We start from the raw sequence: 13,254 nt of genomic DNA, 5'->3' as shown, positions 1-13,254 counted from the left end.
CCACCGGGCGTTCATCTTAACATTCACTTCAAGCGGTTCGAAGTAAACCCTTCACAAAACTCTCGAGTTCCTCTATACTAGAAAACCCCGCAAAACCACTGATCTCTTTCTCCAACCCCATTTTCTTGTGGACCACTTTTTCCCCATTAATCCTAAATCCAAATTTCTCTATCACTTGAATCTCCTGTTCGGATAAAGGTGACATGTCCGTTTTCCTCCTTATCCTGACACTTCAGGCAGCGAATCATCCTTACTTACCCTTCACTTCTAGTACGAAGCCTGCTTGTTCTGAATCCTTAATATGGTGCTCCACAACACTTTCCCAGCCTTGCTTTTGTTGGATCAAGAGAAGAATCTGCTCATCTTCCATAATGGACTCATCCCCATTCTTATGTTCACAGGCTACCCACCAAGAGTCAATGCGATCCTCAATATAACTTGTTTCTAACATAGCATCCTGTACGGCAAACTCCGGCTGACTCGTTTTTATGAAATCTAATACCATCTTCTCAATCTGCTCCTGATTCAACTGCAATTTTAATCCTGTAGTCATAAACTTATTCCTCCTCACACTATATGTCAGCTCTTATTCAAGAAATCGTACTTATGTTCATTAACTTACCTTGCTTTAACTTTCATACCAATATAGTCCACTTCTATTGTACCCTTTTTTTAGTATATCAGTCGAACATCCAGTGTGCTTTCACAAGGAACAGAGACCAAAAAACCATCACGTTCTTGTGATGGCTTCTTAGTGCACGTCTTTCTTGAGTTTGTTTTCTCCGTATTCCTTAAGGACGTTACCTTCTTCGTCCACAATCTTCAACGAATCTAAATTTGCTTTCAAGGACATTCTGACGGCTTGAATATATTCCTGTCTCAAAGCATCTTGTTCTTTCTTCTCTGCCGGAGTCAGTCCCGTTGACTTCGACTTCCTGGCCAACTCGTTAATGCGCTCAATCTTCTCAGGAGTAACCAATTGAATCTGTCTCCTCTCTAAAAGGTGTTCCTATATTGTACCATACCCTACCTTCTAGAGTCTATTTACTGAACCGATCGTGGGATATGAATCTGTTGACCAGGATATATGTAGGCACTATCCAGCTGATTCTCATCGATTATAAGTTGAATCATCTGGGGAATAGTTAATTGATGATCTTCGTTAAATTGATCTGCAATCTTCCATAGAGAATCCCCTGACTGAACAATAACTTGCTCATAGGAAGTCAACCCACTTGCATAGGCTGGCTTCGTCCATGTAATGTTACCAACTATATGAAATAAGCTCGTAAATAACAACACCATCATAGTAAACCCAAAAACAATCGCTCTCATTACCTTCATCCTCTCTCTATATACGAACAAATGATCTTAATTACACTATAATTCGAACGAATGTTCCTGTCAACGCTTTTTTCTCGAACTTATGTTTGTATATTTGACCAATCCTTGTTATAATGAAAAAAAAAGAAGGTTTTGGTAAAAGCAAGGGGGAAACAGGATGAAGTTATCATCGCGTCAGCATGCCATCCTTGACTTCATTAAGAGAGAAGTGAAGGACAAGGGGTACCCACCTTCCGTGCGGGAGATTGGAGAAGCCGTCGGACTTGCATCAAGCTCAACAGTACATGGTCATTTAGCCCGCCTAGAGAAGAAGGGATTAATCCGTCGAGATCCAACGAAACCAAGGGCCATTGAAATATTAGATGATCTCGACCTTCCGGAAGAAGACATCAGTGTACCAACCGTTAGAATTCCTGTCGTTGGGAAAGTAACAGCAGGGGAACCGATTCTCGCAGTAGAGAATGTAGAAGAGTATTTTGTGCTACCAGAGCGAATGGTAGGGCCTGATACGATTTATATGTTGAAGGTGGAAGGAAACAGTATGATTGAAGCAGGAATTCTGGACGGAGATTATGTCATTGTTAGGCAGCAATCTGTGGCGAATAACGGAGACATCGTTGTTGCGATGACAGAAGATGAGGAAGCAACTGTAAAGACCTTTTACAAAGAGAAGAACCATATTCGTCTGCAGCCAGAGAATCCTGATTTAGAGCCTATCCTCTTACCCCATGTGACGATCCTAGGGAAAGTAGTAGGCGTTTTTAGGAATCTACACTAGTCATAGAAATATAGAGGGTGTCCCCAGATCGGAAAACCGATTTTGGGGACACCCTTTCTCATTCCTATCACAGCTGGGTCAGCGGGAGGTCAGATCCCCCAATGATTGGCGCCCTGAAAACGAGGATGGGCGAATTTCGGGGTGTCAAAAATCCAGATTGACACCCCAAAATCGCGGTCCGACCATTTTCGGGTACTCAAAACCACAGATTGACACCCCCAAAACGCAATCCCACCATTTTCGGGTACGCAAAACCTCGGGTTGACACCCAAAAGCGCTCCGACCATCTCCCGAATCCTCTACCGAAGATCCACCCCTTATATGGCAATGAAAAACGTGGTAATCATAATAAGTTGCAGAACAAGTTTGGCTCCAGCACTGCTAAAGAAGGCCGCTAATGTACCTAAGGCTATCTTCATTGAGATGCCGGCATCCTTGTTGCGAAACCACTCTACAGCAAAGACTAGGAGAATGGGACCAACGAGGACCCCGATAGGACCTAAGATAAACGGACCAATTAGCAATCCTATAACGGAAGCGATCATACCAGCTTTTGATCCCCCATACTTTTTCACGAAAACCATATTTGTCAGAACGTCCGCTAGGATAATAAGAACCGTAACCCCACCCATTGCCCACCAAAACCAAGGAGGCAGCCCTTGATCAGAAACAAAAAATTGATAAATCAAGAATCCTCCCCATACTAGTAAGGCATCCGGTATGACAGGTACAACGATCCCAACAAGACTCCCAATAAAAAACAAAACAATAATACCCCATAACAACCATTCCATCGTTACTCCTCCTTACTATAACATCCTCTCCCAAGCTTCTACGAAGAAAACCTACAAAAGAATTCACTTTTAGGAAAAAAATTTATATAAGTAGCTCGGCCGTTTCAGTAGGGCATACAGCATACAAAAAAAAAAACAGGACCCCTCCGAAAGGGGTCCTGCAAAAATGCTCAAGATCATATTAATAGTTAACCATGTACTGATCTCTTTCCCAAGCGTGAATTTGGGTACGGAACATATCCCACTCAATTTCCTTCGCTTCGATGAAGTGAAGAACAGCATGTTCACCAAGCGCTTCGATAATGACTGAATCGTTCTTTAAGCACTCAAGAGCTTCCTTCAAGCTTGCTGGCAAGGTTTCAATGCCTGCTTCTTCTCTTTCAGCTTCATTCATCACATAGATATTGCGATCTGTTCCTGGAGGGCATGGCAAATTATTCTCGATACCGTCCAATCCAGCAGCTAGCATGACGGCTAGGGCCAAATATGGGTTAGCAGCAGGATCTGGATTACGAACTTCTACACGCGTGCTTAAACCACGAGAAGAAGGAATACGAACTAGTGGACTTCTATTCTTGGCGGACCAAGCAACATAACATGGAGCCTCATATCCTGGTACAAGACGCTTGTAGGAGTTAACAAGCGGGTTCGTAATAGCAGAGAATCCACGAGAATGCTTCAGGATTCCGGCCATGTACTGTTTAGCCGCTTTGCTTAAACCTAGTTCATCACTTTCATCGTAGAACGCATTTTCTTTGCCATTGAATAGGGATTGGTTACAGTGCATACCAGATCCGTTAATACCAAACAATGGCTTCGGCATGAAGGTCGCATTCAATCCATGCTGACGAGCGATCGTCTTTACCACGAGCTTGAAGATCTGAATTTGGTCCGCTGCTTTAATCGCATTCGCGTATTTAAAATCAATTTCGTGCTGACCTGGAGCTACCTCATGGTGAGAAGCTTCGATCTCAAAGCCCATCTTCTCAAGAGTCAGAACGATATCACGACGGCAGTTTTCTCCTAGATCAAGCGGAGCGAAGTCAAAATAGCCGCCATTATCATTTAAGTCAAGGGTCGGTTCCCCTTTATCATCTAATTTAAATAGGAAGAATTCAGGCTCTGGACCTACATTCATTGCAGTGAAGCCCATTTCTTCTGCCTTCTTTAATTGACGCTTAAGAATTCCACGTGGATCCCCTGGGAACGGAGTTACTCCATCAGCTAAATACACGTCACAGATCAACATCGCAACCGTTCCGAAATCACTTCCCCAAGGGAAAACGGTCCATGTATCTAGATCTGGGTATAAATACATGTCAGATTCCTCAATACGAACGAAACCTTCGATGGAAGATCCGTCAAACATCATCTTGTTGTCAAGAGCCTTCTCCAATTGACTAACAGGAATCTCCACATTCTTGATCATTCCTAACAAATCTGTGAATCCTAGACGGATATATTTCACATTGGATTCATTAGCTAAACGCATAATGTCTTCTTTCGTATAACGTGTACTCATTTCCTGACCTCCTCAAATTTCTCTTCACTTTCATTTCTTTAAGGTCTATATTCTTCCTAATGGAAAAATCTAGATAACTCTCCGCGATTCATCGGGGTAGATCCCGGTCGATTCATCATCAATTGCTGCTTAAGCAACTGCCTTAACTCGGTATCAGACATCTCCTTGCGCTTCTTCTCGGAACTATCTGAAATGACGGTTGCTTCCTTCACCGGCTCTTCCTTATTAAGGTTCATTACTTGCTTAATCCCTGCAATATTAAGCCCCTTCTCAATGTAGGACTTGATGGTTAGAAGCCTATCAACATCGTTAAAGGAAAACAAACGCTGATTCCCTTCCGTTCTGGCTGGTTGAATCAGTTCGTTCGTTTCGTAGTAGCGAATCTGTCTAGCCGTTAAATCCGTTAGCTTCATCACAATCCCAATGGGAAATAGGGCCATATTGCGGCGAATATCGTCGCCCATCCTGAACACCCTCTTCCGAAGCAATTTTTATTAAAGCCATTACATATATTTTACCATGTTCAACATACATGTCAATGCTTGTAATAAAAACTGACATAAATAAGGCGTGTCCCTAGGAAAGAGGCAAGAGGCCCTTCTCAGCAAGTGCATCTAACGCCGTCAGTACGCCTACCTTTACGTGAGAGTAGGTTAAGCCACCCTGAACAAATCCAAGATACGGGGGTCTTAATGGGCCATCCGCCGATAGTTCAATACTTGCCCCTTGGATAAAGGTTCCCGCAGCCATGATCACCTGATCGGCATACCCTGGCATCTCACTCGGTTCCGGACGCACATGAGAATCCACAGGAGACGCCTTCTGGATTCCTTGGCAAAAGGCAATGAGCTTCTCTGCACTTCCAAATTCGACGGATTGAATCAGGTCTGTTCTTGGATCATTCCATTTGGGATTTGTTCTAAAACCGAGGCTTTCTAATAACGCAGCCGTGAAGGTGGCTCCCTTCAGCGCTTCTCCGACCACATGGGGAGCTAAAAAGAACCCTTGGTACATCTCATGAAGAGAGTATAAGGAAGCTCCTCCTTCTGCGCCAATCCCTGGTGCAGCCATCCGGTAAGAGGCAAGAGTCACCAAGTTTTCTCTTCCCACAATATACCCTCCGGTTTTCGCTATTCCGCCTCCAGGATTCTTGATTAAAGAGCCCGCCATAATGTCGGCTCCTACTTGAGTTGGTTCAAGCGCCTCTGTGAATTCTCCATAACAATTATCGACAAAGACAATGACATCCGGTTTAATTTCTTTTACGAATTGGATCATTTCACGAAGTTGTTCAATGGGAAAGGACGGACGATCCGCATAGCCTCTGGAACGCTGAATACCAATGACCTTCGTTTTCTCTGAAATAGCTTGAGCTACCCGTTCAAAATCAACCGCCCCTTCCTCGGTTAGGGGGATCGCTTGATAGTCGATCTGGTAATCCTTTAGCGAACCCTGACCATTCCCTCGAACTCCAACCACTTCTTCCAACGTATCGTAGGGTGCCCCTGTGATGTACATCAATTCATCTCCAGGACGAAGAATCCCAAACAACGAGATCGCAATGGCATGTGTACCCGATATAATTTGCGGGCGAACTAGGGCAGCTTCCCCTCCAAACACCTTAGCATAGATTTTTTCCAGCGTGGATCGGCCCACATCATCATAACCATATCCAGTAGAAGGAGCAAAGTGATAATCGCTCACTTCTTCTTCTTGAAAAGCCCTCAAGACTTTGAATTGATTGTAGTCCGACATGACATTGATTTCTTTCACACGCGGCTCGATTTTTTCCTCTGCCGCTTCAACGAATGGTCTAAAATATTCTCCGTGCTTTAGCAATGTATACATGAAAGGTTTAACTCCTTGGTTTACATAATGTGCATTTTGTTATCTATTATGATTGTAGGTATGGAGAAAGCTCTGAAGATAACCGCCCATAATTCTCTTCTGAGAGTCGGACGGTTAACTTCCATCCTTCTTCTGTCTCTTCCTTCTGTGTGACTTCACCCATTCTATGTAGTTTAGACATGATCATGGACTGATCATAAGGAAGCATTAAGGAATAGAGGGAAACATCAGCAAAGACTTTCTCTTCCACCATACGCATGAGTTCAGCCAATCCATCCCCCGTGACAGAAGAGACCAGAACGTCGTCTCGCTGGAGATACGGTTTGACTTCTAAAAGATCTGCCTTGTTATAGACCTTAATGATCGGAACGTCCAAGGCCCCTATTCCATCCAACACGGATTCTACTGTGGCAATTTGTTCATCTCGCTCAGGACTTGAGCTATCGATCACATGCAACAACAGATCCGCTTGAGTGACCTCTTCCAACGTACTTTGGAAAGCCTTAACTAACTTATGAGGCGAATTTTGGATAAAACCAACCGTATCACTTAGTAACCACTCCCAGCCATTTTCGAGTTCGATCTTTCTCGTCGTGGTGTCTAGGGTCTTAAACAACTTATTTTCGGCTTCCACTTGCTCATCTTCAATTTGATGAACATATCGATAGATGGCATTAAATAAAGTTGATTTTCCTGCATTCGTGTATCCCACAAGGGAAACTACCGGAATCCCTGTCTTCTTTCGTTGGGCTCGGTGAAGCTCCCTTGTCCGTTTCACCTCCGTTAGGTGCGCTTCAATCTCTGAGATTCGACGACGGATATGTCTTCGATCTAATTCAAGCTTCTGCTCACCCGCACCCCTTGAACCGATTCCACCCCCTTGGCGGCTCAGTTCCTGACCTCTTCCCGTTAGTCTCGGGAGCTTATAAGAAAGTCTCGCTAGCTCAACTTGTAGAATACCTTCCCGACTCTTCGCCCGCATAGCAAAGATGTCGAGGATAAGCGAGGTGCGATCAATGATCTTAATATCCAATATATTTTCTAGGTTGCGTTGTTGTATAGGAGACAGTTCACCATCAAATATTAAAAGGTCTGCGTCCACCTCTTCCATGGCTGCCATGATCTCTTCTACTTTTCCCTTACCAACATAGGTCACATTATCCGGACGCGTTCTCTTCTGTACCAGTCGGGCCACCACATCTGCCCCTGCTGTATCAGCAAGATTCTCTAACTCCTCAAAAGAGGATTGAAAAGCGTGGTCTGTCATTTGTTGTAAGTGTAGTCCTACCAGAATAGCCCGTTCCCGGGATTGATTAAGTTCCATAATTACCTCCGAATCCAAACTCTACACACTTTGGATATTGCTTACTTATTATAATGTTCTTTCCTCCCCCATTCAACGCTCCCTAACCGGGATCGAACTCTTTTTTCTTGCTACACCAAATATCTCTTCCAATTAATAAAGGGAAGAGTAGTCCTAACTACTCTTCCCTTTATTCAGCAAGTATTCTAGTTCATGGTGTGCAGCGGACAGATCTTCCTTCGGAATGACAGTTTGTAATTGGACACTATCCCAGTAAACGTTAGGCGTCTCAATACTCTTCACATTCTCGGTATCAAGGGACTTGAAGGCCCAAAACAGTTCCTTCATTTGTTCTTTCGAGAGATCCGTCTCCACATGCTTCGCCATCGTGTCCATCACATCGAAGATACGGGTGAGTCCCTTCCACGTGGTTAATTCTTGGGCTATCGCCTTTATCGCTTCCTTCTGTCTCTGATTCCGATCAAAATCACTAGAGAAATACGCTTCTCCACGATCATCTTGGCGATGCCTTACCCAATCTAATGCTTTCTTCCCATTCAGCTGCTGCTGACCGGCTCTCAGATTAATGTGGGTATTATCCGTCGGATCGTTATAAATCATATCTCTTTCTACCTCGACATGAATGCCTCCCACTTCGTCCACTAAAGCCATAAAACTCTGAAAATCAACGAGAATATAATGATCAACTGGAATATCAAAAAGGGAGCCCGCCATCTCTTTCGATAAGGTGGATCCATCGGTGTCAGAGGTTTTATTCTTCTTTTCTGCTTGTTTCTTGATATGCTCCCCATAATTAAAAACTTCGTTCGCCTTCACACGCTTATTAAGCTCCGGCAAGCGCACCTTCATATCACGAGGGATGGAGACCATCGATACCTTACTGTTCTCGAGATCGATAGCAGCCACAATCATGACGTCGGTTAAGTTCGTCCCGGTTTCAGGGCGATAATCCCGACCCATGATCAGAACAGAAAGGGTCTTCTTTTCATCAGGTTCGGCAATGGGGCTACTGATTTCATTTTCCTTGACGGTTGTGGGAGAAATCTCTGTCTTCGCTTCTGGTTGTGACTGATGCACGAGCTGATCCATGGCTTGATCTACTCTCCATGCGGCATACCCCATGGCACTAGCGCCAACTAAACACAAGAGAAAAAAGAAGCTAAAAATGATTCTTCCTACTCTTCTCTTTTTCCCTTTCCTTCTTCTTCGAACGTTAGTAGAAGCGGATACCTGAGGTCTTCTTGTTGGGTGTTGCATTGGTGTTAATTTCCTTTCATCTCACTTTTTTCTTCTTTAACCATACCACACCTCCTTATAGAATCAACCCTAAAGTTCGATAAATTTCGATATTCCATAGGGAAAATAGTCAAAAAAAGGAGCACCCATTCTACCTTTGGGCACCCCTTTCTACGTTGTATTATGAACTCACCATCGGATGGAAGAAGATTCGCAATGCAAATCATCCGCTCCTAGAGTAATGAGATCTTCTTTACTTGGATTGGCTTTATGCAACAGCCTCACCGCTTGATAGCGAATCGACCGCTCAATGATGTTACGTACATGCCTTGCATTACTAAAACTAGAGTGAATTAACTGTTTCTGCAAGTGACGTCGCATTTTCTGCCGAGCGTAAGAGGAAAACTGATATTCTCTTTCCTCCAACATCATTTCGGCAATCTGCATCAGCTCATCTAAGCAATAATCTGGGAAATTCACCTGAATCGGAAACCGCGATGGCAAACCCGGATTCGAGGACAAAAATTCATCCATCTCTGCAGAATATCCAGCTAAAATCAAGATAAAATCATTTCGATAATCCTCTAGACTCTTAACCAAGCAATCAATCGCTTCCCGGCCAAAGTCTTTATCTCCCCCTCGAGCCAGAGAATACGCTTCATCTATAAACAAAATTCCGCCCATCGCTTTTTTGATATGCTCCCGCGTTTTCTGTGCGGTATGTCCGATATACTCTCCCACGAGATCCGCCCGCTCCACCTCGACAAGATGCCCCTTGGAGAGAACTCCCATCTCTTTAAACAATCGGCCAATAATTCTTGCAACCGTTGTCTTTCCTGTTCCTGGATTTCCTTTGAAGATCATATGCAGGACTTGGCTGTCTGCTTTGAGCCCTTGTCGCTTCCTGCACTGATTAATAAACAATAAGGCATAGATCTCATGGATCAAATCCTTGACTTCCTTCATCCCTACCAGACGATCTAACTCCTTCGTAATCTGCATAAACCGTTCATGTGGAGCGACGCCTTGCTCTTGCAAATGATATTTGGATAACGAATCCGACAGGGATGGTGCCTTTTTCTGCTCATGATTGAGAATTACGTTGATACGATGTGGCGCTTCTTGAGTGGTAACACGCCGTGTCACGTCTGTCACCTCTTTTCTCTTCGTACCTGCATGATATGCAGGGGAGCCCAGAGAGGTGAAAGAGGTTATAGAATCCCGTCTTATTATGTGATCCACTCAATGATCTGGATATTTCCAAGGGGCTATTTAAATAAAGGTATTCTTCAAGTTGATCGGACAACGGATCCCTTATTTCCTTCAAAAACCTCTGTTTCTAGGAGCTTCCGGACATAGCATCCCTAATTCAAGCAAAAATGAACGCAAACTCCACTTAAAACGACGAATAGCGGAATCAATGTCCGCTTTCCTCGGAGAAACAAGCCATTCCCCCAAAATAACGGAGCATATGTCCGCCAAAAAATGATCACCTGTCAACTCCATCCCTAGCAAAATCCCAGCTTTATTGTGCTTTGCCTTCAGAATGGGTTCAGACCTTACATATAGGGATATCCGCGAAGTGAATAATCTACCTAGCATCAAATTGGTATTTTAAGCAACTTTTATTAAGAAGCAATTATTCTGCCTCCCCCTTAAAATACAAACTGATTCTTCATCTCATCGGCCGCTTCCTCGAGCGCCGGGAGCACATCTACAACCTTAAGGTGAACTCCTAGCTTACTCGCCAATGGGGACAAGAGGGCGTAGGCTTCTTGCTTTCTAACCCAGATCTCTTGGGGAACCATCTCCATTTTCCTGATCAACTCCAAAGTTTTATCTAGAAAAGCCGCCTCATGCCCCTCACGCGGCAGGATCGCAAAATCCAGAACGAATTCATCCGTGTGATCGACCCACAAGGCAAGATAAGGATAGAAAGGGCGATCTCCTCTTTTCTCTCGAATCGGATCTGGTGAGTACATAAAATCAAACTCTAAAACATGATCTTTTACCAATGGAAAATCCTTTTTCATCCGTTTGAGCTCTAGTTCATTTACGGACAAAAGGAGTGGTGATGTTTCCTGATGCTGGGGAACAAGAGACAAGGTCGCATCTTCCCACTTCGAATCCTTCCCTTGCCGTGCGAAGATTTCACCTTCCCGCTCCGGAAGCAACAAGTCCGGATGTGCCTTGACTCTTTGACCCATCACGAGTGCTTGTTCCAGTACCCGGGTAAAAAACAATACCTCTTCCCTGCTTAACCGCCATGGATACAATCCGGGTGATTGACTTCGAAACATCGGCCAATGGCGTCGTCCTCGTAGAGGGAGATTCAATTCCTCGATCAATTGTAGATCTTCTTTATCAAGTTCCTCCCAATCCTCCAACGTGAGGATCAAGGATCGAACGTTGTAATAATCGTCTTCCTCTAAGTCGCCACTTAAGGTTTTCAGCAAGCTTGTCAGTCCCTCTTCGCCCATATACGCGACGAGGCCGTACATTTCGCCTTCGCCTCCCATCACACAGCAGTAACCCGTATGGCCGTTTTCCGTATCTATCACACCAAACAATTGTTCACTCATCCATTTCCAGCTCTTCAACTGCTTCCACTCAAGCGCCAAATGGTATAGCCGTTCCCATTCCTCAAGTGTGGCACCGTCGGTTTCAAGCTGAAAGCGATCCGACTCAGGCTGTAATTCCTCCGACATTCTACGTAAATCATGGTTGATGTCTTGAGCAATCTCCTGGTCCGCTCTCTCTTCTTCAATTGCCCCCTTGATTTCCGGAGGAGCTTCTTTTCGCGCCTTAACACAGATGGGATATATCACCGTCTCATCTACGGGAACCATTTCTTCCAAAAGGATTTCATACTGTTGAGTACCTGGGGACTCGTAAAGATACAAACCCTTGTCCTTCTCATGAATGAACCATTCACCTAGGACCTGTTCATATTCATCCCAAACGATATCCGACGCGAACCCATGATCTCCTTTATCCGGATCTCCGATTCGAGCCTTTCCCTGGTCAAAAAAAGCCACATTCAAAAGACCCCATTCAAAATCGCCCTCCTCTTCACCTCTTTCGAAGAGTTCTTCCGCTTCCTCTTGTTTCTCTTCCGGAACAGGACATAGAAATTCATGCCTATAGGTATCTGACCTATTCATACTGATCTGAATGATTCGATGTAATTGATGAAACGTTATCCCAGGCTCAACCCGAATTCGCCTCCAGATCGGCGGCTTACTTCCTTTTGCAGTTATCTTCAATTGATAGATCATCTTAACTCCTTCTCACTCTCATCATGTTCCAACTCTTCCGCAAGATACTGAGTATACGATTCGAGAAAGCTCTGTCTTAGTATCGTTAGTACATTCCATGCAGGAAGTTTCATAATGATAGACAGTACATACATTATAAAATAGAATAAATGCTGATTTACTTCATCAAGTGTCTGTTTCGACGTCAGAGAAGCTTTACCAAATATATTTGGATGGTACTTATGGTTGAAATTTTTACTATAAGAGCCTAATGTGCATACCGCATAGGAACGATACGCGATATCCGAATAAAACTCGTAGGTCCCTAATCGAAGTTTCTTTAGTTCACCTACCATTATATCTTCTAGCCCTAATCCATTTTCCAGGAGAGATAATTTCTCCATAAGCTTTTTAGCAGAAAAGTGTTCTTCCCAAATCAATTTTTGTTGATCTAATTCTAACTTTTGAGCATACAACTCCATCATACTTCAGTCTGAAACAAGGATAAGAATTAGCCAAGATAACTCACAAGTATCTTTAAATAGTATCCTTGCTTGATAATCTAATCCATCTTCAATTAGCCTAGTAAGAGCTAATGTATGATTGGATATTTGCCTAAATAAACTACTTAACACTATATTGAATCTTATATCTTTGGTATCCTCTTTCGTATCCTTAGGATCCCCTTTTACTATCGAATTCTTTTCCTCTGATTCCACTACTATACTTAATAAACCAACGCACATTACCCCAAGATAGGTAAAGCTTAGTTGTTTTTGGTAATACTCTTTTGTTACTAAGCTTCTCTAAGATCTCTAGCTCTGACATACTAGGGTCTATTCCATCTGCATCAAATCCTTCCCCTTTAGACTTACTTGTCTTTGAAAGGATTAGTTTTCTTAATTCTTCATCCGTTATTAATTTCATGGTTTGCTTCCTCACGAGATTATATTGCCACACTAGGTAACTTTTATTTTATTATGAATAGGGATCTTACACAAATGGCGGATTAGTAATATGATCCGATAAGCACAATTAAAGAGGTTCGAGCCGACTCTTTAGAGTGATCGGACAACGAATCCCTTATTTCCTTCAAAAGCCTCTTTTCTTTGGCGTTTTAGGACATAGCTCTAAAGCCCCCTAACAGGATT

15 protein-coding genes are annotated in these 13,254 nt (G+C 43.5%); 1 reads left to right on the top strand and 14 read right to left on the bottom strand.

The window, feature by feature from the left end; all coding sequences use genetic code 11:
- Window positions 1–28: 28 nt before the first annotated feature.
- The 4 genes from EIZ39_RS26850 to yneA all read right to left on the bottom strand — a co-directional run bounded on the left by EIZ39_RS26850 (window position 29) and on the right by yneA (window position 1,335).
- The gene (locus EIZ39_RS26850; RefSeq protein ID WP_164985231.1) at window positions 29–205 is read right to left on the bottom strand and encodes a hypothetical protein; all 177 of its coding nucleotides are present in this window, start codon (window positions 203–205) and stop codon (window positions 29–31) included.
- 45 nt (window positions 206–250) lie between these two features.
- A complete protein-coding gene (locus tag EIZ39_RS21245) occupies window positions 251–553 on the bottom strand; it encodes a hypothetical protein (RefSeq protein WP_129202641.1) in 303 nt (100 codons plus the stop codon).
- 198 nt (window positions 554–751) lie between these two features.
- The gene (locus EIZ39_RS21240) at window positions 752–979 is read right to left on the bottom strand and encodes a DUF896 domain-containing protein (protein WP_129202639.1); all 228 of its coding nucleotides are present in this window, start codon (window positions 977–979) and stop codon (window positions 752–754) included.
- Between the two features lie 65 nt (window positions 980–1,044).
- Window positions 1,045–1,335, bottom strand: coding sequence for a cell division suppressor protein YneA (gene yneA / locus EIZ39_RS21235; RefSeq protein ID WP_164985230.1), 291 nt, complete (start codon window positions 1,333–1,335; stop codon window positions 1,045–1,047).
- Between the two features lie 166 nt (window positions 1,336–1,501).
- Between yneA and lexA the strand changes: the two genes are divergently transcribed.
- Entirely contained in the window at window positions 1,502–2,122 is a 621-nt protein-coding gene (gene lexA, locus EIZ39_RS21230) for a transcriptional repressor LexA (protein WP_129202635.1), read from the top strand.
- Window positions 2,123–2,439: 317 nt separating this feature from the next.
- Here the strand turns inward: lexA and EIZ39_RS21225 are convergent, their stop codons facing one another.
- The 10 genes from EIZ39_RS21225 to EIZ39_RS21180 form a co-directional block, all read right to left on the bottom strand.
- Window positions 2,440–2,916: a DUF456 domain-containing protein gene (locus EIZ39_RS21225; RefSeq protein ID WP_129202634.1), complete on the bottom strand. Its 477-nt coding sequence runs from the start codon at window positions 2,914–2,916 to the stop codon at window positions 2,440–2,442.
- Between the two features lie 181 nt (window positions 2,917–3,097).
- A complete protein-coding gene (glnA, locus tag EIZ39_RS21220) occupies window positions 3,098–4,438 on the bottom strand; it encodes a type I glutamate--ammonia ligase (RefSeq protein ID WP_129202632.1) in 1,341 nt (446 codons plus the stop codon).
- 56 nt (window positions 4,439–4,494) lie between these two features.
- Window positions 4,495–4,902, bottom strand: a complete 408-nt coding sequence (locus EIZ39_RS21215; RefSeq protein WP_129202630.1) for a MerR family transcriptional regulator — start codon at window positions 4,900–4,902, stop codon at window positions 4,495–4,497.
- Window positions 4,903–5,014: 112 nt separating this feature from the next.
- Window positions 5,015–6,286, bottom strand: a complete 1,272-nt coding sequence (locus tag EIZ39_RS21210) for a methionine gamma-lyase family protein (RefSeq protein ID WP_129202628.1) — start codon at window positions 6,284–6,286, stop codon at window positions 5,015–5,017.
- A 46-nt stretch (window positions 6,287–6,332) separates the two neighbouring features.
- Window positions 6,333–7,610: a GTPase HflX gene (hflX, locus tag EIZ39_RS21205; RefSeq protein WP_129202626.1), complete on the bottom strand. Its 1,278-nt coding sequence runs from the start codon at window positions 7,608–7,610 to the stop codon at window positions 6,333–6,335.
- Between the two features lie 153 nt (window positions 7,611–7,763).
- Window positions 7,764–8,867 (bottom strand): LCP family protein, encoded by a 1,104-nt coding sequence (locus tag EIZ39_RS21200; RefSeq protein ID WP_129202624.1) that lies wholly within the window; start codon window positions 8,865–8,867, stop codon window positions 7,764–7,766.
- Between the two features lie 168 nt (window positions 8,868–9,035).
- The gene (gene spoVK, locus EIZ39_RS21195) at window positions 9,036–9,992 is read right to left on the bottom strand and encodes a stage V sporulation protein K (protein WP_129202622.1); all 957 of its coding nucleotides are present in this window, start codon (window positions 9,990–9,992) and stop codon (window positions 9,036–9,038) included.
- A 509-nt stretch (window positions 9,993–10,501) separates the two neighbouring features.
- Window positions 10,502–12,124 carry a plasmid pRiA4b ORF-3 family protein gene (locus EIZ39_RS21190; protein ID WP_129202620.1) on the bottom strand — a complete coding sequence of 541 codons (1,623 nt, stop codon included), beginning with the start codon at window positions 12,122–12,124 and terminating at the stop codon, window positions 10,502–10,504.
- The gene (locus EIZ39_RS21185) at window positions 12,121–12,588 is read right to left on the bottom strand and encodes a hypothetical protein (protein WP_129202618.1); all 468 of its coding nucleotides are present in this window, start codon (window positions 12,586–12,588) and stop codon (window positions 12,121–12,123) included. Before EIZ39_RS21185 ends, EIZ39_RS21190 begins: the two co-directional genes overlap by 4 nt.
- A 190-nt stretch (window positions 12,589–12,778) precedes the next feature.
- Window positions 12,779–13,030, bottom strand: coding sequence for a hypothetical protein (locus tag EIZ39_RS21180; protein ID WP_129202616.1), 252 nt, complete (start codon window positions 13,028–13,030; stop codon window positions 12,779–12,781).
- Between the last annotated feature and the right edge of the window lie 224 nt (window positions 13,031–13,254).

The organism is Ammoniphilus sp. CFH 90114 (assembly GCF_004123195.1).
GTDB lineage: Bacteria > Bacillota > Bacilli > Aneurinibacillales > RAOX-1 > YIM-78166.
This window is presented reverse-complemented; position numbering and strand designations above follow the sequence as displayed.

Excerpts from the sequence above, each read along its gene's own strand:
- hflX (WP_129202626.1), bottom strand. The coding sequence starts at position 7,610 with ATGGAACTTAATCAATCCCGGGAACGGGCTATTCTGGTAGGACTACAC.
- EIZ39_RS26850 (WP_164985231.1), bottom strand. The coding sequence starts at position 205 with ATGTCACCTTTATCCGAACAGGAGATTCAAGTGATAGAGAAATTTGGA.
- yneA (WP_164985230.1), bottom strand. The coding sequence starts at position 1,335 with ATGAGAGCGATTGTTTTTGGGTTTACTATGATGGTGTTGTTATTTACG.
- lexA (WP_129202635.1), top strand. The coding sequence starts at position 1,502 with ATGAAGTTATCATCGCGTCAGCATGCCATCCTTGACTTCATTAAGAGA.
- EIZ39_RS21215 (WP_129202630.1), bottom strand. The coding sequence starts at position 4,902 with ATGGGCGACGATATTCGCCGCAATATGGCCCTATTTCCCATTGGGATT.
- EIZ39_RS21245 (WP_129202641.1), bottom strand. The coding sequence starts at position 553 with ATGACTACAGGATTAAAATTGCAGTTGAATCAGGAGCAGATTGAGAAG.
- EIZ39_RS21225 (WP_129202634.1), bottom strand. The coding sequence starts at position 2,916 with ATGGAATGGTTGTTATGGGGTATTATTGTTTTGTTTTTTATTGGGAGT.
- glnA (WP_129202632.1), bottom strand. The coding sequence starts at position 4,438 with ATGAGTACACGTTATACGAAAGAAGACATTATGCGTTTAGCTAATGAA.
- EIZ39_RS21180 (WP_129202616.1), bottom strand. The coding sequence starts at position 13,030 with ATGAAATTAATAACGGATGAAGAATTAAGAAAACTAATCCTTTCAAAG.
- EIZ39_RS21190 (WP_129202620.1), bottom strand. The coding sequence starts at position 12,124 with ATGATCTATCAATTGAAGATAACTGCAAAAGGAAGTAAGCCGCCGATC.
- EIZ39_RS21185 (WP_129202618.1), bottom strand. The coding sequence starts at position 12,588 with ATGATGGAGTTGTATGCTCAAAAGTTAGAATTAGATCAACAAAAATTG.
- EIZ39_RS21200 (WP_129202624.1), bottom strand. The coding sequence starts at position 8,867 with ATGCAACACCCAACAAGAAGACCTCAGGTATCCGCTTCTACTAACGTT.
- EIZ39_RS21210 (WP_129202628.1), bottom strand. The coding sequence starts at position 6,286 with ATGTATACATTGCTAAAGCACGGAGAATATTTTAGACCATTCGTTGAA.